This window comes from Corynebacterium sp. sy017, assembly GCF_017918135.1.
GTDB lineage: Bacteria > Actinomycetota > Actinomycetes > Mycobacteriales > Mycobacteriaceae > Corynebacterium.
In genome coordinates this window covers 688,332-712,995 of the sequence record NZ_RZUE01000001.1, presented here as the reverse complement: position 1 = coordinate 712,995, position 24,664 = coordinate 688,332, and the positions used below count along the sequence as shown (strand labels likewise).

Genomic DNA, 24,664 nt, shown 5'->3' with positions numbered 1-24,664 from the left:
GCACCGTGCGTCTCCTATTCTAAAAATCATGAGTGTGTTTGTTGGCACTGATATTGTGCATATCCCTGCTTTTGCTGAGCAATTGGCTATGCCAGGGTCGCATTTCGCCAAGGTTTTTAGCCCCCTAGAACTAAGACTAGCGGCGCAGAAACCACAGCGTGAAGAATCCTTGGCAGGGAAATGGGCAGCAAAAGAGGCTTTTGTGAAAGCATGGTCGCAGTCACGCTTTGGACAAAAACCCCTGCTAAGCCAGATTGATTGGGCACAGATCACCGTCACTAATGATGCCTATGGCAGAACTCTGATTAGATTGTCCAAGCAGCTTGCGCAGGTAAGTGGCATTGACCAAGCCCAGGTAAGTATCAGCCATGACGGTGAATACGCAATGGCAGTATGCGTGCTAGAGCTAGCAGAACACTGAGCATTAAGACGTAGCAACCGCAAAAAGATAAGCAACGATCATTCTTTTAATTTCGCTGATGATACGGTTGAAGGATTCGTCGTCAGTCGCATTATGCACTGCATAATTGAGCAGCGGAATTACCGTATGAATAAGTAGCCGTGCCATTTCTTCGCGCATAGCGTCGCTCATGCCTGGGGAAAGAGGCGTGAGCACCTGCGCCAAAATGTCGAGTAAGGGGCGTTGGGTTGCAGCTGCAGTATCACGAGTAGCAGGTGTGGATTGTACCGCGTGCCATACAGCGCGCCGAGATGGGTCGGCATGCCACATCTGTGCGAGGTGTTCAATCAATTCATCCAAAAAGTCGGGCCACTGCAATCCTGGTACCTGTTCGGCAAAGCGATGCACTTGCTCCAAGGTTGCAGCAGTATCTTCTCGATCTAATTCGCAGATGAGAGCATATTTATTGGCAAAGTATTGGTAGAGCGTACCAATGGGCAGTTCTGCGCGCTTTGCCACTTCGTCGAAAGTAAAGGACTCAACTCCGACGTCCACCAATACTTGGCGCGCAGTGATAAGTATTTTAGAAAAGCGCTCGCGGGAACGTTGTTGCGCAGGGCGACGTCGGGGCAGAAGGATATTTTCTGCCCCTGACCCGGGGGGTGTCTTGTTCTCGCTCATACGCATTAGAGTAAGTCTAGTTGTTAAGATCGCGAATCAGCCGTGCTACGTGTCCAGTAGCTTTTACATTATAACTAGCCAAACCAATAGTTGCGTCTGGTTCGATGAGGAACGTGGAGCGGATAACACCCTGCACAACTTTCCCATAATTCTTTTTCTCGCCAAAAGCGCCATAGGCTTTCATGATGTTTTTGTCTTCGTCGGAAAGCAAAGGGAAATTGAGTTGGTGATCTTCGCGGAATTGGGCAAGTTTTTCTGGTTTATCTGGTGAAATACCTACGACGTCTATGCCAAGGTCATTGAGTGCAGTTAAGTTATCGCGGAAATCGCAGGCTTCTTTGGTGCAACCAGGGGTATTAGCGCGAGGATAGAAGTACACGAGAACGCGTTTGCCTGCGTAATCTGCCAAAGAAGTGGTGCTGCCAGAGTCATTGGGGAGGGTGAACTCGGGTGCTTTGTCGCCTTGTTCTAATCGATTTGCGTTGTCCATATTTCAACAATAACGCATAGCGTGGTGTAGCGGATTTTGAGAAACACAGATATTTTTCGTTTCTGAGACAGCGCAGATGTGTGTTCTTACGGTAATGTGGAACCAGAGAAAAACGTTTTACTGAGGAGAGAAAATCCGTGGCACGCAATATTGAAGATATTCAACGCGATATTGAGCGTACTCGTAAGCAGCTTGCGAGCACTTTAGATGAGATTGCAGATCGCAGCAAACCACAGCATCTTATCCAAGATGCTAAGAGCCAGGCGACCACTAAAATACAAGATCCTCAAGTACAGAAAATTCTTGCAGGTGTTGGTGCTGCTGTAGCAGCTCTCATTGTTATTGGTGTGGCACGTTCTCGTAAGAAGCGTAAGGATCTCAAAGAAATCCAGAAGCTATTGGCTAATCGCTAAGCCTTTCTCATATTGACTGTTGGCATAGAGGCGCTCCTTGTGATGAGGGGCGCCTTAAGCTATTTGTGCCCCTGCATTGAGCATTTCTGCGATAGCGTCTTGGGCGGTTTCTTCATGCACGGGTGCACATAGATCGCTGAGAATACGCACTTCTAAGCCTTGGGCTAGAGCGTCGAGTACAGTGGCTTTGACGCAATAATCAGTTGCAATGCCGACGACATCAATAATCTCAACACCTCTTGTGCGTAACCATTGGGCTAAGGGTTGTTCTTCTGAGGCGCTAGTTCCCTCAAAGCCGGAATATGCAGCACTGTATTGACCTTTGCGGAATGTTTCTTCAATACGGTGCGCTTGTCGCTCTAGGCTAGGGTGAAATTGTGCACCTGCAGAATTGGCGACGCAGTGGGTAGGCCAAGAATCCTTGTAGTCGGGGGTTTCGCTGAAATGTGCCCCTGGGTCGATATGCCAGTCTTTGGTGGCAATGATGTGGCTATAACGATCAGCGTGGGTGTCGATTAGTTGGGCAATATCGTGTGCAACTTGTCCACCGCGTTCGGTGGCAAGGGAACCGCCAGGGCAAAAATCATTTTGGACATCGACGATAACTAAGGCTCTCATGCACAGTAGTGTAGTTGATGGTGGCTATCTTGGGGTAGGAAGTCAATGGATTTTACAACCCTAATTTGGTAATTCCTTGTTGGGATAGCTGAAAAATGAGTGGTCGTTTTTCGATAATATCTATCAGACCTTTTCGCTGTAGTTTGTTCAGGTAAGGGCGAATAGTATGTTTTGTCCGTTTTAGATTGTGCGCAATATCTTCTAGTTTGACTCCGGAGCGAGGTCCGAATAGATAGGCTTGACCGAGAATGAAAAGGATACCGGATTGGTATTTGTCATATGCAATGGTGCCAGCAGATTGTAATTCTTGTAGCTGGGATTGCAGAATCTCGAAAGACGCTTTTTTCTCACGTAGCTCTTTGTAGAGGCGGGTTTGTGCCTCACGTGTGAACAGTAACATTTTTTCTGCAAAAAAAGTTAGTTCAGCATGATTGAGTGGATGCTCAGCGTCCTGAAACGCTTTATAATACAGTGCTTTTTTCTCAAAGAGTTGTGCAGAAAGCGACAATGCGGTTGGTGCAGATAATAAAGAAACTAAACGCAGGCTGAGGAGAAAACGCCCAAAGCGACCGTTTCCGTCATAGAACGGGTGAGTGTGTTCTAGCATGAAATGCTCAACCATTGCATTAACGAGACAAGATCCCTGGTTATCCTGTGCAGAATCTAGCATGGAATGCATATTGTTGATGATATGAGCTTCATCGGTTACACCGGCATGGACTGTTCCTTGTGCGTTAGAAATATAGACTGAATCGGCACGGAAAAAATGTCCATCTGGCATATCGTGGTCAGCAATTTCTTCTGCGAGAAGTTCGTCGTATAGCTGTCGTAGCTCTGCCATAGTGCGAGGGTAGCGTAGTGCATTGCTTTCGCTTGCCCCAAAAAGCATGAGGAAAGTATGCGCCATTTTCTGGAAAGGCTTGTGAGTTTGGGGAGATGTCCGGGCAAGTTCTAGAGCATCTGCTATGTCTTTTCGTGTGGAGTGGATATTTTCGATTTCATTGGTAGCTATGATCTCACTGATCATGAGGGTATAGATGTAGTGTTGCTGTGCAGCGAGCGGCAAGGTGTCCCAGAGCTGTGAAATTTTGAGTTCCTGCTGCCATATTTCATCTATTATGCGGCATATTTGTGTCGTCATCATGACAAAAATAGGTTCGTCTTTTATGCGGTAGTTCCACTTCATTGTCGACGCAGATTCACGTCGTTTACTTAGCGCATCGTCTATTACAGCGTATGTATTTGTACGTGTTTCGTGAAAAATTGTTTTGAGGGGGCGGTAGTTGTGCGACATATCGTTACTCCCTCCATAAAATCTGCATAATTGGTGGCCTAATAGGCAGAAGGATAAAGAGAAAAGTGGGAAAGCAAAAGACCTTAACGGAATAATTCCAGCTAAGGTCTTTTCTTGAGTGCGCCATCAGGGAATCGAACCCCGAACCCACTGATTAAGAGTCAGTTGCTCTGCCAATTGAGCTAATGGCGCAATGCTGCAAAATTTCAAGAGCTTGCGCCCATAGAGTGTTTTACAACGAAGAAAAATATAACTCATGTGACGGTTAAAGTAAAATCACCTGTTCAGGACTGTGGGGAGCGTCGTATAGCTAGTCAAATTATGATGCGTGTTTGGCGTAGTTTTTTGGGAGTTCCTCGGGGGTGAGAAGCTGCATAGTGGGATCTGGAGTAAGGGCAGCGCATAGCCAACCACTGCCGACGCTCAGTGGTACAGATAAGGCCAGTGCCCAGGCAACTTGACTGTCGCCGCCGACGAGACTGACGAGATTTGCGGTAATGAAAAAGCATGCCACGCTGAGTCCGATAAGGGAGAGACAAGGAGCACCAATGCGGTGGAAAAAGGGATCTTTGCCGGCTGGATGAGAGCGGAAATACTTGATGATGGCGATGTCTACCATGATCATGAGTACCACGATGGCGAAAGTTGCTAGTCCACTAAACCAGGTGAATATCTCTAGAACTGGGTCAAGGCCTGCGATAAGTGAGCACAGGGTGAATACAACAATAGTCAGTGTTTGTAGCAGCGAAGAAATATGCGGTGAATTGTGGATAGGGTGGACTAGGGATACTGATTGTGGCAGGCATCCTTTTTTCGCGATTGCGTGTTGATAGCGGGTCAGGACATTGTGGAAGGATAAAGCTGCGGCAAATAGGCTGGTGAGTAAGAGAATTTGCACTGCTACTCCTGCCCAGGGGCCAACATATCGGGTAGCGGTGATGATGACCATTTCTTCGGGGTTTTCCGCTGCAATGGCAGCAATGTTCTCTGCACCCCATGCCTCGACAATAGCCCAGCCGGAAAGAGTGTATAACAATCCAATGATCGCAATGGCTATGTATGTGGCTCGAGGAATGGTGCGATCAGGGTTTTTAGCTTCATTGCGAAAAACTGTTGTGGACTCAAAGCCAATAAAGCCTGCGAATGCCAGCATGAGTCCAACACCTGGGGTGCCGGACATTATTGCTTGTGGGGTGAATGTTTCTGCGCTTAAACCGTTAGAGCCGCCTGCGAGGATAATTCCAACGACGACGATGAGCGTTATGGCGATTTCTGCAATGAGCGCTGCGCCGAGAGCTTTGGAGGATAATTCAATGTCGCGATAGCCTAGGAAACCAACGATAGCCACAATCGTTAGGGTTGGTATCCACCAGGGGAGATTAAATCCAATGTGGGCGAGGAGAAGTGATAGCTGTGCGCCAAGGTAGGCGTATATTGCAAATTGCACGACAGTATAGGTGAGCATGGCTAGGAAAGCGGTGCCGATTCCCCAGCGGCGGTTACTGGCGGATTCAACATAAGAAAAGAACGCTCCTGGTTCGCTTATTCTCCTGGACATTGTGACAAGACCAACGGAAAAAACCATGAGAACGATGCCACTGAGTGCGTACATGGCGGGGTAGCCGGCGCCATTGCCAGTTGCGATGCCAATGGGAAGTGCGCCACCGATCACTGTTAGTGGTGCGGCGGCGGCAATGACCATAAAGACGATAGAGCCTACTCCTAGTGTTCCTTGACTCAGTTCTGATGTTTTTGCTTTGTGGGATGTAATACGTGCTGTGGTCTGTGGCAAAGGTTTGAGTGACATCTTCTTGTCCTATTCCTTGCTTGTTGGCTTGTTGGCTTGTTGGCTTGTCGGCTTGTAGTGCTTGAGGGCACATGATGAGTCATGGTGGTAATGCTCTGTGGGGGTTATGCTACATAGATTTTTCTATAGATCAATAGGCAAAAGGATCTCACCCCCGTTTAACTATCATACGATAGTTAATAAATGTGCTGGAAGATCCACATATTTAAGATATTCTCCAGATTGCATATTATTACCCCCATATTCTATCAACCTATAGAATATGGGTAAGTTTAAGTTACACAACCTACGCAGAGCACAAGGTTGCATAACCAAAATGAAAAGAACACAAAGAAGGGGAAAGCCATTATGTCGCAGACCTCAGCACATACTCGACTCGATACCTTATTCCTCAGCGAACCAGACATGATTGCCGCTGGCGTAACAGATATGCCAGCGTGCGTAGACACAATGGAAGAAGTTTTTAGATGCCTTAGCGTCGAGGACTATCGCATGGCTGGGAAAAATAATAATTCACACGGGGCAATGGTGGTATTCCCAGAATCTTCCCCACATCCACAGATGCCGCTCGATGCGACTGATCGTCGATTCATGGCAATGCCAGCATATCTAGGCGGTTCTTTCCACCGAGCAGGCGTGAAATGGTATGGCTCTAACGTCGAAAATCGCAATCATGGTTTACCACGCTCAATTCATATGTTCGTGCTTAACGACGCGGTGACAGGGGCACCACTTTCCATTATGAGCGCTAATCTATTGTCCTCCTATCGCACTGGCGCAATTAGCGGAGTAGGCGCACGGTATTTAGCTCGAGAAGATGCCAAAGTAGTAAGCATTATTGGCCCTGGAGTCATGGGCAAGACAGCTCTCGAGGCTTTTGTTGCCGCGCGACCTGGGCTAAATACTCTCAAAGTTAAAGGTCGTGGTGCAGATTCACTTCGTTCTTTTATCGCGTGGGTCAAAGAAACACTGCCGCAGTTTACTACCATTATCACGGCAGAAACAATAGAAGAAGCAGTGCGTGACTCCGATATAGTCAGCGTATGCTCCACAGCTGCAGCAGGCTCTGCAAATTATCCCATGATTGAAGCTGAATGGATCAAAGCTGGTGCTCTCATTACAGCTCCGGGTTGTGCGAACTTTAATAATGAATACCTCAGCTCTGGAAAAGTACGCATGGTGGTAGACAATAGAGGACTGTATGAAGCATGGCTAGAAGAATACAGCCCTCAGGCTTTCGAGGACGTTGGAATCATTGGAGTGAAGTTCCTACAAATGGAACAAGATGGTGACCTTACTCCTGGAATAGTTACGGATATAGGGCAGATCATTACCAACGAAAAACCTGCGCGTACCAGCGAAGAAGAGGTGATTATCTTCTCTGTTGGCGGTATGCCTGTCGAAGATGTTGCCTGGGCGTCCTATGTATACGATCGTGCGCGTGAGTTAGGCATTGGCACATGGCTCAACATATGGCACACCCCTGAATTGGCATAGATTGGCATAAAACTAATTGATTGTTGATTGGCAAAAGCAGAAAACCAAAAGGAGAAAACATAAATGGACGTGCAACCTAGCAGGGTGGTAGAGGTTGATTATGCCGTTGTAGGTGTGGGAACAATGGGGTCGATGGCACTGTGGCAATTATCAGAATTGGCGCCCGCGGGCAGCACAATTTTAGGCATTGAGCAGTTTGGTCGTATCCATACTCGTGGCAGCTATACCGGGGAGTCTCGACTTTTTCGCGTAGCACTTAAAGAGGGACAAGAATTCGTCTCTTTTGCGCAACAAGCCCGCCAATTGTGGTTGGATCTGAATGAAAAATCTGGGCGAGATGTCTTTTTGCCCATTGGTGCCTTAAGCATCGGTCCGGCTGATTATCGCACTATAGTCGCAACGCAGGAGGCAATCGACGAGTTTGCATTACCTCATGAATACTTTAATGCTGAACAACTACGGCAACGCTTTCCACAATTTAGCATTGACGACACTGACATCGGCATTCTCGACCCACAAGGTGGCGCCATTCGACCTGAGGTAGCTGTGGCAACAGCCACGCAACAAGCGCTCAACAATGGAGCACAGTTATGGACACACACCAAAGTGATAGGCGTCGATAAGCATGGCTGTGAGGGCATTGTGCTGCGTACCGATCGCGGCACTGTCAAAGCACGACACGCTATTTTTACCCTAGGATCGTGGGCGGGTGAATTATTCCCCGAATTGCGTGCAGCCATTACAGTGCGACCACTCGTACTGACGTGGTTCATGCCCCGCACACCCGCTGCATTCTTGCCTGACACATTGCCCATTTTTCTCTACGACAAGCCTCATGCTGACGGGACAAGTTTCCACATCTATGGCGCGCCCAGCATAGATGGGTTTAGTGTCAAGTTCTCCACGGAACTATTGTCTGAGGTACGTGCCACACATCCAGATGATATACCTGCGACGGTATCCGACCAGGTGCTCAACGCCTTTGCGCAACGAGTAGCAGAGACAGTGACAGATTTCTATCCAGATGTGGCACGGTTGAGTATGCATCATGATGGTTTTACCTCCACAGGTCATGCAATTATTGATACTCAACCAGATCAGTCTTTTAGCATTGCTGTGGGAATGTCGGGCACTGGTATGAAATTTGCGCCTTATTTTGGGCAGCTTGCTGCACGTCTGGCCTTAAGTGGTGATACCCAGTTGCGACCAGATTTCTTGAGTATGGCTGCTCATTTATCGTGATGGTTTCGTCGCAGAGCAATAAGCAATGAGCACGCGTATAACATCTGTGTAACAAGTTGCTGAGTATAAGGATATATAGAGGAGAATGCTCGTAGGATAGTGGTTCTGAACCCATTATTCATAAGCACATATAGTTTTAATAATTAAGGGAAGTATCTAGTGTTTCATAGCAGTATTAAGCGTATAGCAGCAGCTTTTCTTTGTTTATCTTTCACGCTTAGTGCTTGTTCACATGGCAGTGCTGATACTGCAAACACAGCTCATAACACAGTAAAAACTTCACAAGCTCCTCGGCAAAAACTTGCTCCTGCTGCAAGTGTGAAAGACGGAGAGACAGACGTTAACCCTAAAGAGATTATCTCGGTTACATCTCGTGGTGATGGTCTAAAAAAGGTCACTATGACCAACGAGAATGGCAAAGTGGTTGCCGCCCAGCTTTCCGACGATAAAAAAGAGTGGAAATCTGCTGAACCACTAGGCTACGGTCGCACCTATACCATTGCAGCCGTCGACAATAATGGCAAAGAACTCCATACTTCCTTTTCTACCGTGTCTCCTTATGACACAGTCGCATTATCCATGACACCTCTGCCGGATTCTGTGGTAGGGGTTGGCCAAACTATTAACTTTGTATTCGGTTATGACGTAGCCAACCGCAAAGCAGTGCAAGATGCGATAAAAATTACGACGGAACCAAAGGTAGAGGGGGCATTCTATTGGATTGCCTCTAATGAATTACGCTGGCGTCCACGAGAATTCTGGGCGCCAGGAACCAAAGTGCACGTGGCAGCAGATCTCTATGGCGTCAACATTGGTGATGATATTTATGGCACCGCTGATGTCACCAATAATTTCACCATTGGCGATCGCGTAGAAGCAATCGCTGATGATAACACTAAAACTATGACCGTCTACAAGAACGGTGAACTATTGCGTAGCATCCCAATATCTATGGGATCAAGCCAGTGGCCAACCCCCAATGGCGTGTATATGATTGGCGACCTGAACCCAGAGATGGTCATGGACTCGACCACTTATGGATTATCTTTGGAAGCCGGAGGATACAAAACAAAGGTGAAGTATGCTTCACAAATGTCTTATGATGGCATTTATGTTCATGCTGCGCCTTGGTCAGTATGGGCACAAGGAGTACAAAACACATCACATGGCTGTATCAATGTCTCAACTGATAATGCACAATGGTTCCAAGGCTTAGTTAAGCGTGGAGATATCGTCACAGTAAAGAACACCATTGGCGGCTTTATGAGTGGATATGATGGCTTGGGTAGTTGGAATATCCCGTGGGAGACATGGAAAGCAGGTAATGCGCAGCCGAATAATGCCCAATAGCTATCACTTTGGTGTGCTATAAGGTTGCCATACTTAGTTTTTGTGGAGTTTATACTACATAATAGTGGTCATGCTCGTACCACAATTTTTGTTTGTCCCTTCTGCTGCATCTTCTGCGCCGTCTGCATCTATGGATTTTATGCTTAGCGCTAGTGCTAACACTGCTGAAACAGGCACGCACGCTCTGGTATCTTTCGCCTGGATCATGGCTGCTGCTTTAGCCGCACCTATTCTGTCGTGGGCAACAAGAAAACATATTCCTGCTGTGGTGTTTTTACTCGTGCTGGGTGTGATTATCGGACCCCATGTATTAGGTTTGGCACGCAATGATTCCAGCATTGATATGCTCAAAGAACTAGGGCTGGGGCTTTTATTCTTGCTCGCCGGGTTCGAGATAGACCTGGACACCATGAAAGATAAAGCAGGTAAAAGTGCCCTGATAACCTGGGTAGTCTGCATGGTCTTTAGCTTTTTTGGTGCCTTACTTGTAGTAGGTGCTGATGACACATCAGCGGCAATTGTATTAGCGATCGCATTGACCTCTACCGCGCTAGGCACGCTTATGCCGATTCTGAAACAACAAGGCTGGTTAGCAACACCGATTGGTCGTCGGGTGATGATTCATGGTGCCATCGGCGAACTTGCGCCTATCATGGCGATGGCACTGCTGCTTTCTACTCGTAGCACTTTTCTCACGGCGATTGTGCTCGCGCTCTTCTTCCTCATTGCCTTATTTGTCGCATTTTTGCCACGTACTGTACGGTTCTTTGCGCCTTGGGTGCGTCGTGCCATGATCGATGGGGCGAGCGCTACTAACCAAACAGTCGTGCGTGCAGTGCTACTCATGCTGGCAATTTTGATGTCTGCTGCTGCGGTATTCCAACTCGACGTGGTGCTTGGGGCGTTTGCTGCCGGTATTATCCTCAAGCAATTAGTGCCGGAGAATCTGCGTTCTGCGCTAGAAGAGCGTCTCGACGTGCTGGGCTACGGATTACTCATCCCAGTGTTTTTCGTAGTGTCTGGGATGGGAATTGATATTGGTGCTGTAGCACAAGCGCCATTTGCGCCGATTATCCTAGTGGCAGTGATTCTGCTGACTCGTGGTGTGCCGATTATGATTCAGGAGCTTTTCTTCGCCAAGGACACTCAGCTAGAGACTTGGCAGGACAAAGTGCAGGTAGGTTTCTATTCTGCTACTGGGTTGCCCATCATTGTTGCTGTAACAGAAGTTGCAACACATTCGCATATCATCAGGGCTCAATATGGATCATTGCTGGTCGCTGCTGGAGCAGCAACAGTGTTGGTCTTTCCACTATTGGCAGCTGCTGTTGGGCGAGCAGCGGTGCATAAAAAGCCAAGCCGAGAAAAGCAAAGAGCAGACAAGCATGAACAAGAAAAATCTATGTAGGTTACCGCTACTGAGTATATGCATATGTGGTGTGAGCGTTCTCGCACTAACCTCGTGTGCCCAAGAACAAGATAAACACGTTCAGAATGGGCAGCAGGAGGTAGCGCAATTTGCTGTGAATAGCACAACCGAGAACGCAGAAAGTGAAAGTATTGTTCTTGGGTCTAATGATGATCGTTCAACTGGCTATGGTGTAGCTCGTCCTACCTATACCAATAATGGTGGTTCTTCTAGCGGCATTATCAGTGATATTGTCTGGGATAGTTGGGGTGGTGAGATCGCTGAGGGTACGGGTATGGCCTTGGCACAGATTCCTGGGATGGCTCTTGCCGAAAGCCCTTTTTTAGCGCACGCAGTGGTCGCATATGACCTTGGAATGTGTGATGGTAAGCGTGCTTATCGACGCCTAGCAACGTATCGACCTGATTTAGGTGAAACCTTTACCTATGGTTTGGGCATTGATGTGTGTTGGAGCGAACAATGAGACAACCCCGATATTCATTCTGAATATCGGGGTTTCTTTGGGGTGGCTGACGGGGCTCGAACCCGCGACACCCAGGATCACAACCTGGTGCTCTACCAGCTGAACTACAGCCACCATTGCTGCTGGAATTTTTGCAGCGAGGTCTATACTAACGCAAAGTAGTTAATTTACAAAAAATGCTGGTAGGCCTCGGTAACGCTGTCACTAGCTGCCTGTGCGCTTTGTGCATCCGTGCTCTCTTTTAATAAAGCCTCACGATAATAAGCAAGTTCGCGGACAGATTCCACAATATCAGTGAGCGCGCGATGGCTCAGTGCTTTTTGCGGCTGGTGATAGTACACCTGAGGCTGCCACCGCTTTGCCAATTCCTTGAATGAAGAAACGTCAATCATGCGATAATGCAGCACACTATCGAGTTTAGGCATATATTCGCGGATAAAAGAACGATCGACAGCAATGGAATTGCCCGCCAATGGCATAGGATGTTCAGTACCACAATAAGTATGGATAAGCTCGATAACGCGTTGCTCGGCTTCTTCTAAGGTCAGCGTCGAACGCTGTATCTCTGCTAGAAGACCAGACGAGGTATGCATATCAGTGACGTAACTATCCATGTGGGCTAGTTGCTGCTCATCAGCATGGATAACCAAATCAAGACCTTGACCAAGAATGTTCAGGTTGGCGTCGGTAATGAGTGCTGCTATTTCGACGATGGTGTGCTTGTGGACATCAAGACCAGTCATCTCGAGATCAATCCACACTAAGCGATTGTCTTTGTCGGCAAGCGGCTGATCCGGTGTTTCGGGGGAGATAGTCATTAGAATCCTTGAATCATAGAGTGAGTAGGGGGCAGGAGACTTAAGCGTCATTGCCCATTTTCTTATAAAAATTACCGATAATCGGTGACAAAATTGCTGTTGGCGCCACCGAAGAAATAACATTCATGGCCTTAGACAAAGGTCCAGGAACTACTCGACGACGCCCCTTTGCCATAGCTGCTAAAGTTTCTTCTGCGCAAGACTCATAGGTTGTCCATAAGAAATCAGGCACGACCTTATCGACGATCGACTGCTCAGATTCTGGAACCACAGCCTCACGTACTGGACCTGGAGCAAGGAGAGTACAACTCACCCCTGTGCCTTTGAGTTCATAGTGCAAAGCCTCGGTAAAAGCATTGATTCCTGCTTTAGTGAGCACATAGGTGGCATTATTCGGAATAGGGATATTTCCAGCAGCAGAACCCACATTACAAATAGCGCCATTACCACGTTCAATCATGCCTGGTAATACTGCATGAGTGAGCTCAAAAACCGCTGTGGCGTTAAGCTCAAATTGCTGTGTTTCATAATCCCACTGTTGCTCAATAAAAGGACCAAAACTAGCGATACCAGCAGAATTGATAATGATATTGATTTCTTGTTCTGCAATATGCGCAATGAGTTCTTGACGCTGTGCACTATCTGCAAGGTCACAAGCATAGACCTCTGCGCTAATAGCATGACGTTTTTCTAGCTCAGCTGCAAACTCCTCTAGGACTTCTTTGCGACGCGCTACCAAAATGAGATTATGCCCCATGCGCGCAAGTCCACGTGCCAGCGCCATTCCAATTCCTTGGCTCGCCCCAGTTACCAGAGCACGAGCAGAAATACTAGGGGTGGGCAGGGCAGAGATGGGACGAGCAGTCACAGCAAGAACCTTTCAGCAAATCAGAAAAGAAGTTTCTCACTCATCATACCTGTATTTTGTGGGGACTTTATGGGGGAGCATACCTAGTTTTATGTTGGGGAGCAGTCACATCGAGTGCTACACTCAAAAACCATTGTGGATCATTTTTGCCAGAGCACTCAAGGGACTAGAACCTAATAAGAACCTGAGGTGTTTTGCGAAACCTGATCTGCATAGTCAACACGGGTGCTATATATGCTGAGACGCCAGATAAGGCGAACCGTAAGAACCTGATCCGGTTAATTCCGGCGCTAGGGAGGAAACTATGCGCACTACTCAATGGCGCGTTATTGATATTGTTATTGCCAGTGTTCTCGGGCTTGCCTGCGGATTCATCTTTGTATTGTGGAACTCGGCAGGATACGCCTGGTTCAAGGTTATGGATGCACTTACTCCCGGATTAGGCGGGCTTACCACAGGAATCTGGCTCATCGGCGGAGTAGTTGGCGGGCTAGTAATCCGTAAACCAGGTGCTGCCCTCTATGTAGAAACCTTTGCATCCATTGTGTCCATGCTTCTTGGCAGCCAGTGGGCAATCAGCACTATTTATTCTGGTCTGGCACAAGGACTAGGGGCAGAATTAATTTTCTTATTATTTGTCTACAAAAACTTCAAGCTCAGTGCCACTATGCTAGCTGGTGCTGGCGCTGGTGTTGGTGCTTTTATTTTGGAACTATTCACTAGCGGAAACGCAGCATTATCGCTGAGTTTTAATATCATTTATCTTGTTTGCCTCATCATCTCTGGAATGATCCTCGCCGGTATTGTCGGTTTTTACTTGGTGCAAGCACTGGCAAAAACCGGTGCCCTTGACCGCTTTGCTGTTGGTCGAGAACTACGCGGTCGAGTATAAACCGAGTAGAAAAACAACGACAGGTAGCACATAGTGTCAGAGTGCGTCATCGAGGCAAAGAACTTTTCTTGGCGTCATGCCACAAGAAAAGATCCAGCTTTTCCCCCCCTCAGTTTTCGCATTAACCGAGGCGAGTGCATATTGCTTAGCGGAGCGTCGGGTGCTGGAAAATCCACCTTGCTCAGTGCAATAGCCGGGGTGCTCGGCGGGGCAGAAGAAGGCGAACAGTCCGGTAGTTTAGAGGTTGCCGGACTTGTAGGTTTAGTGCTCCAAGACCCAGATTCGCAGGTCATTGCATCCCGAGTAGGTGATGACGTGGCGTTTGGGTGCGAAAATCTCGGTATGCCAACTGCGAGCATATGGCACCGAGTACATGAGGCATTGGCTCTTGTTGGACTCGATATGCCTCTTGACACGCCAACCCGCTATCTTTCCGGTGGGCAAAAGCAGCGTCTAGCGTTGGCAGGGGTCATTGCTATGGGAGCAGATATTATTATCCTCGACGAACCCACCGCTAACATTGATCCTCAAGGTCGCCAAGAAGTACGCGCTGCCGTCGAAAAGCTGCTGAGTAATCGTGATGTTACTGTGCTGATTGTAGAGCACCGCACCGCACTATGGCACAACCTTGCCACACGGTTTTTATCACTCGACAAGCACGGCATTCACGAGCTCCCCCCGGAGCACCTGCCCCAAGCACTGACCCTGCCCCCCGCTCAACCAGAGCGCGCTCAGGCTGAACCGCTCATTCAGGTGCAACACGTGCGTACCATTACTAATCGCGAGCATACTTTCGACGTTCCGCTGGGGGCTTCCACTGTGCTTACTGGACCCAATGGGGTAGGAAAAACTCAACTCGCGATGGTGCTATCGGGAATCGACGCTCCTAGAGCAGGAACTTTGCTTGTGCATGAGAAAATAGCCAAAGGACTGCACACCCCGCCACACAAGTGGAAATCTGCCCAGTTGGTGCACCGAATCGGCACGGTATTCCAAAATCCAGAACACCAATTTTTGGCAAGAACTGTGGCAGAAGATTTATTGCTGAGCGGGAGTAGTGAGCGAGCAGAAGAATTACTACATAGATTACGGCTTGACCACGTACGTGACGCACACCCTTTTACCTTATCCGGTGGCGAAAAACGACGATTATCAGTGGCAACAGCACTGATGGGCAAACCTGAACTGCTCGTACTTGACGAACCAACATTCGGACAAGACCCCGCCACATTTGCAGCACTTACTCAGTTACTACGCGAACTCAATGACGAAGGCGTGAGCATTTTTTCCATTACCCATGATGAACAATTCATCGCTACCCTAGGCGACAAACACATTCACATTGATCCGCTTCACACTCCTTCTCACATAGCAGGTACCCCGCACGCATCTGCCAGCCGAACCCCCAGTCACGCGCCAAGGAATAACTCATGAATGTACTTGCCCCGGTGAACCCCGTGACCAGAATCATCGGCATTGCGCTTGCTACCACACCATTGCTGCTCAGCATTGACTGGCTCTCTGCAACCATCGCCATCATTCTGAGTTGCATCGCAGCGCCAATATGCGGCGTACGCTTTGGCTACCTCATACGTCGCAGTATTCCCTTATTGATCATTACGCCACTCACAGGTATATCAATGTTGCTCTATGCGCGCCCAGGGGGCAAGGAGTATTTTTCTTTTCTGAGCATGCACATCACTGATAATTCCATTGCACTTAGCATTGCCATCATGCTGCGGGTTCTTGCATTTGGTCTGCCAGTCGTGGTACTTTCTGCCCGCATTGATCCCACCGATCTTGGGGACGGACTGGCACAAATACTACATTTACCTGCTCGGTTCATCATTGCGGCGGTGTCGGCAACCAGATTAATCAGTTTGGTAAGTGATGATGCTGCAAGTATCAGGCGTGCCAGGAGATCACGAGGTGTCGCTCAGCAGAATAAAATACGTACTGCGTTGGGAATGTCCTTTAGTGTGTTAGTCTCAGCACTGCGTCGGGGGGCTAAACTATCCACAGCCATGGAAGCCCGAGGTTTTGGTCGCACTGACATTAAACGTACCTGGGCACGTCCAGCACACCTGCATACCAGAGACTTTATCGTGCTGATAGCCTGCATACTCATGCCCGTTATCGCACTAGTCTCTGCCTACTATGCTGGCACGTTTAGCTTTTTAGGAATGTCATGATCCGTACTGTGCTTATCGACGGTCAATCCGGTTCCGGTAAAACCACCTTCGCCACAGAATTAGCGCGCAGAGGACACACTCATGGCTGGCAGCTGGTGCAGCTCGACGAATTTTATCCAGGCTGGACCGGACTAGCGCACGGTGCCAAACTTGTTGCTACTGATGTACTCGCACCCCACAACCCCAGCTATCCAAAATGGGATTGGCATAACAATACTGTGAGCACCCGAGTGCCTTTGGCCGCGGATCGCCCCATGATTATCGAAGGAGTAGGTGCGATAACCGCGGCTTCTTTAGCAGCTGCAAAACAACGCGGTGACTACATCAGCGTGGTACTACATGCTCCTGCCCAGTTACGGAAAAAACGAGCCTTAGCACGTGACCCTTACTATGCGCCGTGGTGGGATATGTGGGCACGCCAAGAGGAACACCATTGTGCCGAATTAGAAAAACTCACAGTTGATTATTGTTTATCGCCGCCCCAGATGACGGGGGATAACTACCTTGCTCAGGTAGCGAAAATTGCGGCGGCAATGGGACTGCCAAGCACATAAGCTCCCACAGAGCAGATACAGGTGAGGGAAAAATAGCCCGCGCACAATGTATAAGAATGTGATTTCACCAAGCTGCCTAATTCTTGCGCCAAGGCAGACCAGGTGGATAGGGCACCACAGAACCCAACAACACAGAAGAGTTGAAAGAATAGTGCGTGATCGTCGGAAGTTTGTGCGTGGACTGCAAGACTGAGCACAAAACATGACACTGCATTGGCTAAGAGCGTTGCCCACAATGAGCGAATATGCTTGTGCTGCGCATATTTCTTCATCGCATAACGTAGTGCGCCGCCGCAGAATGCCCCACCGATGAGAACAAAGACATTAAGCATGAGTCCTCCGCCTGGGGTGCTTGGGGTGTTTGGTGTGCAGAATGTCTCCTAGAAGCCACAGGGAAATACATAGGAGGGGCGTCGCAAAGAAATAATAACCAAGGAAAGTGAGATCAGTGCTGTGAGCGGCGAGCACAAAGATAAAGGTGGAAAAAGTGCTCAAGCCGCCAAGGAAACCCGTGCCCCAAAACAATGCTGGTTTGAGATATCCCATGAGAAAACAAGCGATGATATTGATCCCCATTGTTATGAGTGCTGGGCTTAACGAGACAAAACTGGCAGCATAAACGCCAATCGCATAGCGGCTCAAGGCACCTAGTGCAGCACCGCAACCTACTACTGCCATTTCTTTGAGCACTTCTTTCATCGCACAAAGTATAAGCCAAAAAGGGGAGTAAGTGGGGCGCGGAGAATGCAACGAGAAAAATAAACACGATTAGCTCTGGAAAAGTTATCCCAGAGCGCGCATGATGGAAAGTGACTTCTGTTTAAGGTTCTCTAGGAGGAACGCAATGGCTCACCAGCGTGCTGGCCAACAAGCACAACCACAAGACTTAATTGATGTTGCACAATTAGTCACCGCCTATTACACACGCACCCCCGATATGACTAACCCCGATCACCACGTGGTTTTTGGCACGTCAGGGCATAGGGGCAGCTCTCTAGACTGCGCTTTCAACGAGAGCCATATCTTAGCGATCACCCAAGCCATCGTAGAATATCGCAGTGCCCAGGGCATAGGCGGTCCATTATTCATTGGACGCGACCCCCACGCGCTGAGCGAGCCGGCAATGATTTCTGCACTTGAAGTATTGCTGGCACATAAGATTCCAGTTTTTGTCGACGACCGAGGACGCTACACACCTACACCCTCGCTATCCCATGCCCTCGTGCGCTATAACCAAGGCAAAGCTACACATGAATACGCTGATGGCATTATCATTACCCCCTCGCATAATCCGCCTCGCGATGGCGGCTTTAAGTACAACCCTCCTCACGGTGGTCCAGCTGATACTGACGCCACAGATGCGATTGCCCGTCGCGCCAATGAGATTTTGCATGACGATGCCCAAGCAAGCTCGGTCAAGCGAGTGTCAGTGAGCGGCGTATTAGACCCACGAGCACACAAATACAATTATCTCGACTCCTATGTTCAAGACTTACCCCAGGTCATTGATATTGATCTGATTCGCGAGTCAGGGCTTTCTATTGGCGCTGACCCTATGGGAGGCGCATCCGTGGACTATTGGCAAGCAATCGCCGATACACACCGGCTTAACCTTAGCGTAGTTAATCCGCTTGTCGACGCCACCTGGCGCTTTATGACACTCGATACAGATGGCAAAATCCGCATGGATTGTTCCAGCCCAGATTCCATGGCCTCATTAGTGGCACAACGCAGCAAGTTCGACCTAGCAACCGGCAATGATGCTGACGCAGATCGACATGGCATTGTTACTCCCGATGGTGGGCTGATCAACCCTAATCATTACCTCGCAGTAGCCATTGACTATCTTTTTACCCACCGCCCGAGGTGGTCCAAAGATATGCAGGTAGGAAAGACTCTGGTGTCCTCGTCGATGATTGATCGAGTGGTTGCTCAACTAGAAAGAACTCTCGTAGAAGTGCCAGTTGGATTTAAGTGGTTTGTGCCCGGTCTTATGCACAGTACGCTGGGCTTTGGTGGGGAAGAATCAGCAGGAGCCTCATTCTTATGCCACGACGGTAGCACATGGTCAACGGATAAAGATGGCATAATTTTGGACTTGCTTGCCGCAGAAATAACCGCAGCTACTGGGCTTAGTCCATCGCAACGCTATGCTCAATTGGTGGCACAACATGGTGCACCTGCCTATAAACGCACTGATGCTCCAGCTACGCGCCAAGAAAAAGCACTACTCAAACACCTATCAGCGCAGCAAGTAACTGCACAAACACTTGGTGGCGAGCCGATTACTGCAAAAATTACGGTTGCGCCAGGTAATGGTGCGCCTCTTGGGGGCTTGAAAGTAACCACCGAAAATGCATGGTTTGCGGCACGACCTTCGGGGACAGAGGACAAATATAAGATTTATGCGGAGTCTTTCCACGGAAGTGACCATGTGCAGGTGGTGCAGGAAGAAGCTAAAGCCCTTGTTTCTGAGGTTTTGCAAAAGGGTTAGCTAGTGGTGGTTCGTCGTGAGCGGAAAATTGCTATAGGGTTTAACTTGTGACGAATACTGTAGAAAAAGCAGATGTAAAGCGCGACAATAAAAAGCTGATTTTAGATGTTATTAGTTTTATTTCGCGCTTTGCTATGGCATTGGTGTGGTTGGTAGCTGGGTTCACAAAATTAGGTGAGCGGGTTGCGGAAGCACAGGCAATCAGGGCATATGACATCTTTGGTGCTACCTGGTCGAATTATTTGAGTTATCTCATTGCGCCATTAGAAATAGCAGGTGGAGTGTTATTGCTCTTTGGTATTTTCTTGCGTCATTCTTCGCTGGTTTCGACGTTTGTACTGGTACTTTTCATTATCGGTATTGCTCAAGCGTGGCAGCGAGGGTTGGTTATTGACTGTGGCTGCTTTGGTCCCAAAGACGCTGACCCCGGCGTAGGTATGGATTATGCTCTCACCATTGCACGTGATGTGTTGTTCATATTCTTCTCGTTGTGGACTTATTATCGCCCATTCAAGAAATTTGCGATATATGCCTAATCCTTAGCTTTTTGCTAAGGTCGGTTTAGATAACTTGTGGAAAGAAAAGCAAGGTTGAAAAATGAGTTCAAGTTCTAAAGTTAAAAACCCAAATGAAAAATCACATGGTTTCGTTTGGGCTATTGTGGCATTGCTGGTAGTTATCATTGCCGTAGTTGCCTACATTGTGATTGACGGTAAAAAAGCAAATAGCGAGCGTATTGCGCAAAATACAGAATCTGTGGGGTTCAACGTATCCTTTGCCGACAATGCTGTGGTGCTTAAGTCCGATAAAGCAGCAGCGGATGCAAAAAACGTTGAGGTCTATGAGGATTTTGCGTGCCCACACTGTGCCGACTTGGCCACTGCCACAGATGAAGCCATGAAGAAAGCAATCGAAGACGGCAAGATAATTGTGCATATTCGTTCACTGAACTTCCTCGACGGCATGGCTGAATCCAAACCAGGCAGAGAAGCACTTACGACGATCAACGGCCACGCAACTAAAGCTGGTACCGCTGCCTATGTTGTGGCTAAAGCGCAAGAAGGCGACGCTTATTGGAATTTCCGCAAGTATCTATTGGAAAACCAGAGTGACATTTATGGTTCAGTAGATGAGGAACAACTATCCAAGCTCGCTGCAGATTACGGTGCTTCTAGCGACGTTGTGAAGACGATTAAGAGCGGTAGCGAGAAAGAATCCTATCGCAAAGTAGCATTGGCAAATTATGACACTCTCGATAAAGAGCATGATGGCGTTTCCTCACCACGTATCTTCATCAATGGCGAAGAATATACTGGCGAGAATGGTCGCATGGAAGGCTGGGTCGAGGCAGCAACCAAATAAGTTGTAGCCTGTATAGTTTTCTGATTGATCCCCTAGTTAGTATGGCTCTAACTAGGGGATTAACTTATGGGCAGGATCTGTGCCCTAATAGTTGTGTCTCCGGTATTTTTGCAGGCGGCTATTGGGCTTGTCCGGTATGGTAAGTGCCACGAGATCAGCTTTGATTGCAGGGTTGAGATACGCTGCGCGGAAATGTTTGCGATCGGATAGACCGAGCGCTTCCATGAGCTCGGCACTAGATAGCTCTTCGTTGCCGAGTGTATTAAGTAACTGAGCGACTTGGGGGGTGACTTGGGGGGTGACTTGGGGGGTGACTTGGGGGGTGACTTGGGGGGTGACTTGGGGGGTGACTTGGGGGGTCTGGTAATTCATATCCGCCAATGTCACAGCAAAAATATCATCTTTGCTACTAAATTGAGGCATATGTTCTGGGCGGAAATTGCTTTGCTGCTCAGTTTCGCGGCAAATTCTGCGTAAACCACTACCGCGGCGTTCCATGAGTCCAACTCGATGAAATAAGTCAGCTATGACTGGGTTCCGTCGTCTGCTCTTTACTTCATCTGTCAATGGGTCATCAGGTAGCGTGCCACCCTGAAACATGGCTCCTGGAGATGATATGACCATACGATCATCGTAAATATCCACATTAATTTCTGTTCCGTTGAGCAGATAATCTCGATGGATAAGTGCATTAACTAGGGATTCAGTAATTGCGCGTTGTGCATAGCTTGGTTGGTCAGAACGACTTTCTGGTTTTTTCTGCCAAGGGGTTGTGTTGTGTCGCATGACAAAAGCACGAGCTTCCCTTAAGAGAAACAGCAGACCGCCAGAAAGTTCCATGTCGTCGAGAGCATCGTCTTTTGCTAAACCTGCCCACCGAGTACAAAATACCCGAGAATGTTTCATGAGCGGTTCGTCTGCTAATAAAGCGCCTGCATTAGTGAGCATTTGCCCGCTGGTATCTACCAAACCAAAAGAGGAGAAATCAGAGTCGCTAAACTTATTGCCGGTAGCCTCTGCATAGATAGCTTTCAAGACCGTGAAACTGCCATTGGTAAAAGGAAAATTGGATATCAGGGAGTCGTATGTCTCGTTTTTTCCTCGTAAAATTAGTTCATTAAGAATCTCTATAGGTGCTAACTCGCTGCGGTCACCAAGCCGTATATATGCTTCACGACGTCCATCCCCGCGATAATAATGTGGTGTATTCATATCTGGGTAAATGCCAGCTCAGTTTAGCTACTTGCCTGTAAAATCTTTCCACGTACTATCACCAGGTAAACCAGTCCATTTTTCTAGTTTCCTCTTTACTATTTCCTTGGCTTCATCAAAGGGTACTCCTGGATCGACCTCGAAGTTTTCTAAGGAAAGAGTCCCCTGTGTATTTCGTGCTGCAACACGACCGATCAGTTCGTCACCCAAAAGCAGAGGCAAACCATAATAACCAAAAGTCCTTTTAAGAGCCGGTTTATATGCCTCGAGTAAATACGTTTTTCCAAAAAGTGCTTTTTGTCTGCCACGTGTCCAAATTAATGAATCAAAAGGAGACAAAGCAGTAATGCTATCAAGATCATGCGTAGGTGATTGCTCAGTCACAGTGTGAGGGGAAAAATCACGGTAGTGTGTATCGAGGTACCATATCGCCGTGCTGTCTGCTACACGCGTTGGCACTGCTCCTACACTAAGAATATGATCCTGGATAGCTAAGGTTTTTGGGATTCTGATGTAATCGCGGATGTGATCCTCGGTGGCAATACCTAGTGCTTTGATAGCAATAGCTACTGTTTCTTTCAGGCTAGTATCACAATCAAGTCTGCTATAAACCGGAAGGTCTGCTTGCTGTGGTGTCCGGTAGATTCTTTGCCATTTATCATTTCTATCTACAACCACTAATTCTCCGATACTGAGCAACCATTCACACGCAGTTTTAATGGGACTAGAACGCTCCCATCCTTTTCCGTTGAGTTTGCCTAACTCGGCAACTGTTGCAGGTCCGGAATCTGCAATGCGCTGTGCTATTTCTGCTGCTAATTTCTTGTCTATTGCAGGACCAGATAATCCCTTGTCACGAATGTGAGCGCGTTGCCATTCAAGACGTGGCCACATACTTAGCGCTAATAATGAATGTGCGTGCCCCCACGTCTCGAATAATCCTGCTTGTTGGGTAAAAATGGATTGGATATTTTCAGCTGGTACACCACGCGCTAAGAGTACCAACTCATGTGAGCGCAACACTGGTCGGAGCGGATCAATCTGGACACACCCTAAGCGTTCGATGGTGGTGAGCAGATCGGTATTGCGTTGTTTACCTCCCAATCCTTGTGCTGCTACAGCAATTGCGCGTGCGTCGGAAAGGCTAAGGGAAAGCTGCGGGGGTATGGGATTATGCGTCATGATTTTGCGTCCTCAAATTATGGAGGTGTTGTGGGAGCAACATTGTGGATTAAAAGTATAAGACAAAGCGTTTTAGCAGGAGATCCTTACGCAAGAATGGTCATCTTAATCGACTGCGCTGCACAAATTGCTCTGTCTTGAGCTAGGGAAGCTGTTTTGGCTGTTGCACACAGGTTTCCGATTCTCGATCGGTAGGTGCCCACCTCAGTGATAATATCTCCTTGGTTTCGTAAGGGGAACCATTCTGGGTTTCCGGGGTAACGCTTGATGTTCTCAATTCCTTGCACAGAATCTAGGGTTCCAGTTTGTGAAGCGTACAGGCTTACGTGTGAGAATCCACCTTTTATTTCCCGGTGAGTGGGGGAGTCGAGTGGTGCGCCTAGTGCCTGATTAACTGCCATTGCATAAGGGTTAAAATTTGTTGTCTTGAGTATTCCAGGTGTGATGAGTGCTCCTGCCATTCGAGCATTTATTTCAACCAGCTCAAACCCCGTAGCTGTTTCGATGAACTCTATGTGAGCTAAACCGAGGTCATAGTCGAGAGCTCTCAATATATCGAAAACCCAATTTTCTACATCTTTTTCCCAAGGAGAGAAAGCGTCCCACGGAAACGACTTCACGCGTTCTGTAAAAAACGGTGGTTGGGACAGAATGCGATTTGTAATGCCAAATAATATCTCTGATGATCCATCACACCACACCTCAGCAGAATAGGTAGGGCCGAAGTAAAAATCTTGCTCGAGGTAATCCTCTAGATGTAGTTCTGCCTCTGAAGAAAATGCGGACATCTCTGCCTCGGATTCAACGAGATGAATTCCAATTTTTCCGGTACCGCCGCGTGGTTTTATAATCTTTGGCCAGTCTTGCGACGTGGATGCCAGACCGGAAGAAATTAGTTTTTGTTGAACTGACTCCTTGTCTCTAAAAAACTTTAACTTTGAGGTATCGCCGAATTGATAGTATCCAAAGGAATCTCGCATTGTGGATGCGATAACGCCCCAAGTATCTGTAACGCTAAAGACTTGGGCAATGCTTGACTGATTCTCTTTCACATAATTTTCGAGTTGTGCGCGATCTCGAGTGGGGAACTTAACTATTTCTGCGCAGGTATCGCCATAGTGATTCGGATTTTCCGCCAAAACGCGTAGGCTATAGCCATGTTTTGTTGCAGCTGAGGCCATTTCATCCAACTCAGACATAGCTTCGATGGCAAGAAGGATATTCTGCTTTGTCATGTTGTCTTCTCGTCTTTATAAAGTGGGGGATTATGGTTTTCTCTTGAGGTATCAATCAGTCTATAGGTACTTTGATTCTTATGCGTAGAGGTGGATTATGGAGGCCATGAGTTGCGTCGAAGTCAAGTGCAGAATGATCATGGTCTGAACGTAAGAGGTTTAATATGCACA

Annotated in this window: 26 protein-coding genes, 2 tRNA genes and 1 riboswitch; of the genes, 14 read left to right on the top strand and 14 right to left on the bottom strand. The window is 47.9% G+C overall.

Going from position 1 to position 24,664, the window contains the following annotated elements; all coding sequences use genetic code 11:
- Positions 1-28 precede the first annotated feature (28 nt).
- Complete coding sequence (locus tag EML15_RS03215; RefSeq protein ID WP_185967151.1) at positions 29-421, top strand: holo-ACP synthase; 393 nt, start codon at positions 29-31, stop codon at positions 419-421.
- 3 nt (positions 422-424) lie between these two features.
- Here the strand turns inward: EML15_RS03215 and EML15_RS03210 are convergent, their stop codons facing one another.
- Positions 425-1,081 carry a TetR/AcrR family transcriptional regulator gene (locus tag EML15_RS03210; RefSeq protein ID WP_144273375.1) on the bottom strand — a complete coding sequence of 219 codons (657 nt, stop codon included), beginning with the start codon at positions 1,079-1,081 and terminating at the stop codon, positions 425-427.
- Between the two features lie 16 nt (positions 1,082-1,097).
- On the bottom strand, positions 1,098-1,571 hold the full coding sequence (gene bcp / locus EML15_RS03205) for a thioredoxin-dependent thiol peroxidase (RefSeq protein WP_144273374.1): 474 nt from the start codon (positions 1,569-1,571) through the stop codon (positions 1,098-1,100).
- A gap of 137 nt (positions 1,572-1,708) precedes the next feature.
- On the opposite strand from bcp, the gene EML15_RS03200 reads away from it, so the two are divergent.
- A complete protein-coding gene (locus EML15_RS03200) occupies positions 1,709-1,984 on the top strand; it encodes a DUF3618 domain-containing protein (RefSeq protein WP_144273373.1) in 276 nt (91 codons plus the stop codon).
- 54 nt (positions 1,985-2,038) lie between these two features.
- Here the strand turns inward: EML15_RS03200 and EML15_RS03195 are convergent, their stop codons facing one another.
- The 4 genes from EML15_RS03195 to EML15_RS03180 all read right to left on the bottom strand — a co-directional run bounded on the left by EML15_RS03195 (position 2,039) and on the right by EML15_RS03180 (position 5,703).
- Positions 2,039-2,602 carry an isochorismatase family protein gene (locus tag EML15_RS03195; RefSeq protein ID WP_144273372.1) on the bottom strand — a complete coding sequence of 188 codons (564 nt, stop codon included), beginning with the start codon at positions 2,600-2,602 and terminating at the stop codon, positions 2,039-2,041.
- Positions 2,603-2,654: 52 nt separating this feature from the next.
- Positions 2,655-3,896 carry a Fic family protein gene (locus EML15_RS03190; protein WP_144273371.1) on the bottom strand — a complete coding sequence of 414 codons (1,242 nt, stop codon included), beginning with the start codon at positions 3,894-3,896 and terminating at the stop codon, positions 2,655-2,657.
- A 119-nt stretch (positions 3,897-4,015) separates the two neighbouring features.
- Positions 4,016-4,088 (bottom strand) — tRNA-Lys (locus EML15_RS03185).
- Positions 4,089-4,215: 127 nt separating this feature from the next.
- Positions 4,216-5,703: an APC family permease gene (locus tag EML15_RS03180; protein WP_144273370.1), complete on the bottom strand. Its 1,488-nt coding sequence runs from the start codon at positions 5,701-5,703 to the stop codon at positions 4,216-4,218.
- 348 nt (positions 5,704-6,051) lie between these two features.
- Between EML15_RS03180 and EML15_RS03175 the strand changes: the two genes are divergently transcribed.
- The 5 genes from EML15_RS03175 to EML15_RS03155 all read left to right on the top strand — a co-directional run bounded on the left by EML15_RS03175 (position 6,052) and on the right by EML15_RS03155 (position 11,684).
- On the top strand, positions 6,052-7,200 hold the full coding sequence (locus EML15_RS03175; protein ID WP_144273369.1) for a tyramine oxidase subunit B: 1,149 nt from the start codon (positions 6,052-6,054) through the stop codon (positions 7,198-7,200).
- A 63-nt stretch (positions 7,201-7,263) separates the two neighbouring features.
- Complete coding sequence (locus EML15_RS03170; protein WP_144273368.1) at positions 7,264-8,442, top strand: FAD-dependent oxidoreductase; 1,179 nt, start codon at positions 7,264-7,266, stop codon at positions 8,440-8,442.
- 159 nt (positions 8,443-8,601) lie between these two features.
- Complete coding sequence (locus EML15_RS03165; RefSeq protein WP_185967150.1) at positions 8,602-9,792, top strand: Ig-like domain-containing protein; 1,191 nt, start codon at positions 8,602-8,604, stop codon at positions 9,790-9,792.
- A 139-nt stretch (positions 9,793-9,931) separates the two neighbouring features.
- A complete protein-coding gene (locus EML15_RS03160) occupies positions 9,932-11,200 on the top strand; it encodes a cation:proton antiporter (protein ID WP_144273480.1) in 1,269 nt (422 codons plus the stop codon).
- A 31-nt stretch (positions 11,201-11,231) separates the two neighbouring features.
- Complete coding sequence (locus EML15_RS03155; protein WP_144273367.1) at positions 11,232-11,684, top strand: hypothetical protein; 453 nt, start codon at positions 11,232-11,234, stop codon at positions 11,682-11,684.
- A gap of 38 nt (positions 11,685-11,722) precedes the next feature.
- Here the strand turns inward: EML15_RS03155 and EML15_RS03150 are convergent.
- The 3 genes from EML15_RS03150 to cmrA all read right to left on the bottom strand — a co-directional run bounded on the left by EML15_RS03150 (position 11,723) and on the right by cmrA (position 13,355).
- Positions 11,723-11,798 (bottom strand) — tRNA-His (locus EML15_RS03150).
- Between the two features lie 53 nt (positions 11,799-11,851).
- Entirely contained in the window at positions 11,852-12,502 is a 651-nt protein-coding gene (gene orn / locus EML15_RS03145) for an oligoribonuclease (protein WP_144273366.1), read from the bottom strand.
- A 40-nt stretch (positions 12,503-12,542) separates the two neighbouring features.
- A complete protein-coding gene (cmrA, locus tag EML15_RS03140) occupies positions 12,543-13,355 on the bottom strand; it encodes a mycolate reductase (RefSeq protein WP_246847005.1) in 813 nt (270 codons plus the stop codon).
- Positions 13,356-13,581: 226 nt separating this feature from the next.
- A riboswitch (TPP riboswitch) is annotated at positions 13,582-13,684 on the top strand.
- Here cmrA and EML15_RS03135 point away from each other — a divergent pair.
- From EML15_RS03135 to EML15_RS03120, 4 genes are all read left to right on the top strand, one after another.
- Complete coding sequence (locus EML15_RS03135) at positions 13,675-14,262, top strand: ECF transporter S component (protein ID WP_144273365.1); 588 nt, start codon at positions 13,675-13,677, stop codon at positions 14,260-14,262. Its footprint overlaps the riboswitch before it by 10 nt.
- Before the next feature lie 33 nt (positions 14,263-14,295).
- The gene (locus EML15_RS03130; RefSeq protein ID WP_144273364.1) at positions 14,296-15,696 is read left to right on the top strand and encodes an ABC transporter ATP-binding protein; all 1,401 of its coding nucleotides are present in this window, start codon (positions 14,296-14,298) and stop codon (positions 15,694-15,696) included.
- Positions 15,693-16,454, top strand: a complete 762-nt coding sequence (locus EML15_RS03125; protein ID WP_144273363.1) for an energy-coupling factor transporter transmembrane component T — start codon at positions 15,693-15,695, stop codon at positions 16,452-16,454. Before EML15_RS03130 ends, EML15_RS03125 begins: the two co-directional genes overlap by 4 nt.
- Positions 16,451-17,008, top strand: coding sequence for a hypothetical protein (locus EML15_RS03120; protein WP_185967149.1), 558 nt, complete (start codon positions 16,451-16,453; stop codon positions 17,006-17,008). Before EML15_RS03125 ends, EML15_RS03120 begins: the two co-directional genes overlap by 4 nt.
- Here the strand turns inward: EML15_RS03120 and EML15_RS03115 are convergent.
- Together EML15_RS03115 and EML15_RS03110 are read right to left on the bottom strand one after the other, a co-directional pair.
- The gene (locus EML15_RS03115; protein ID WP_144273362.1) at positions 16,963-17,340 is read right to left on the bottom strand and encodes a CrcB family protein; all 378 of its coding nucleotides are present in this window, start codon (positions 17,338-17,340) and stop codon (positions 16,963-16,965) included. The two genes, EML15_RS03120 and EML15_RS03115, sit on opposite strands and share 46 nt — an antisense overlap.
- The gene (locus tag EML15_RS03110; protein ID WP_246858065.1) at positions 17,333-17,707 is read right to left on the bottom strand and encodes a CrcB family protein; all 375 of its coding nucleotides are present in this window, start codon (positions 17,705-17,707) and stop codon (positions 17,333-17,335) included. The genes EML15_RS03115 and EML15_RS03110 overlap by 8 nt, the downstream gene beginning before the upstream one ends.
- Before the next feature lie 145 nt (positions 17,708-17,852).
- Between EML15_RS03110 and pgm the strand changes: the two genes are divergently transcribed.
- The 3 genes from pgm to EML15_RS03095 all read left to right on the top strand — a co-directional run bounded on the left by pgm (position 17,853) and on the right by EML15_RS03095 (position 20,864).
- The gene (pgm, locus tag EML15_RS03105) at positions 17,853-19,502 is read left to right on the top strand and encodes a phosphoglucomutase (alpha-D-glucose-1,6-bisphosphate-dependent) (RefSeq protein WP_144273361.1); all 1,650 of its coding nucleotides are present in this window, start codon (positions 17,853-17,855) and stop codon (positions 19,500-19,502) included.
- Between the two features lie 47 nt (positions 19,503-19,549).
- Positions 19,550-20,038 carry a DoxX family protein gene (locus EML15_RS03100; RefSeq protein ID WP_255455974.1) on the top strand — a complete coding sequence of 163 codons (489 nt, stop codon included), beginning with the start codon at positions 19,550-19,552 and terminating at the stop codon, positions 20,036-20,038.
- Positions 20,039-20,099: 61 nt separating this feature from the next.
- Positions 20,100-20,864 (top strand): thioredoxin domain-containing protein, encoded by a 765-nt coding sequence (locus EML15_RS03095; protein ID WP_144273360.1) that lies wholly within the window; start codon positions 20,100-20,102, stop codon positions 20,862-20,864.
- An 84-nt stretch (positions 20,865-20,948) separates the two neighbouring features.
- On the opposite strand, the gene EML15_RS03090 is transcribed toward EML15_RS03095, so the two are convergent.
- The 3 genes from EML15_RS03090 to EML15_RS03080 all read right to left on the bottom strand — a co-directional run bounded on the left by EML15_RS03090 (position 20,949) and on the right by EML15_RS03080 (position 24,493).
- Positions 20,949-22,076, bottom strand: coding sequence for a Fic family protein (locus tag EML15_RS03090; RefSeq protein WP_210471989.1), 1,128 nt, complete (start codon positions 22,074-22,076; stop codon positions 20,949-20,951).
- A 27-nt stretch (positions 22,077-22,103) separates the two neighbouring features.
- Positions 22,104-23,258 carry a crosslink repair DNA glycosylase YcaQ family protein gene (locus tag EML15_RS03085; RefSeq protein WP_144273358.1) on the bottom strand — a complete coding sequence of 385 codons (1,155 nt, stop codon included), beginning with the start codon at positions 23,256-23,258 and terminating at the stop codon, positions 22,104-22,106.
- An 86-nt stretch (positions 23,259-23,344) separates the two neighbouring features.
- Positions 23,345-24,493, bottom strand: coding sequence for a hypothetical protein (locus EML15_RS03080; protein ID WP_144273357.1), 1,149 nt, complete (start codon positions 24,491-24,493; stop codon positions 23,345-23,347).
- Positions 24,494-24,664 lie beyond the last annotated feature (171 nt).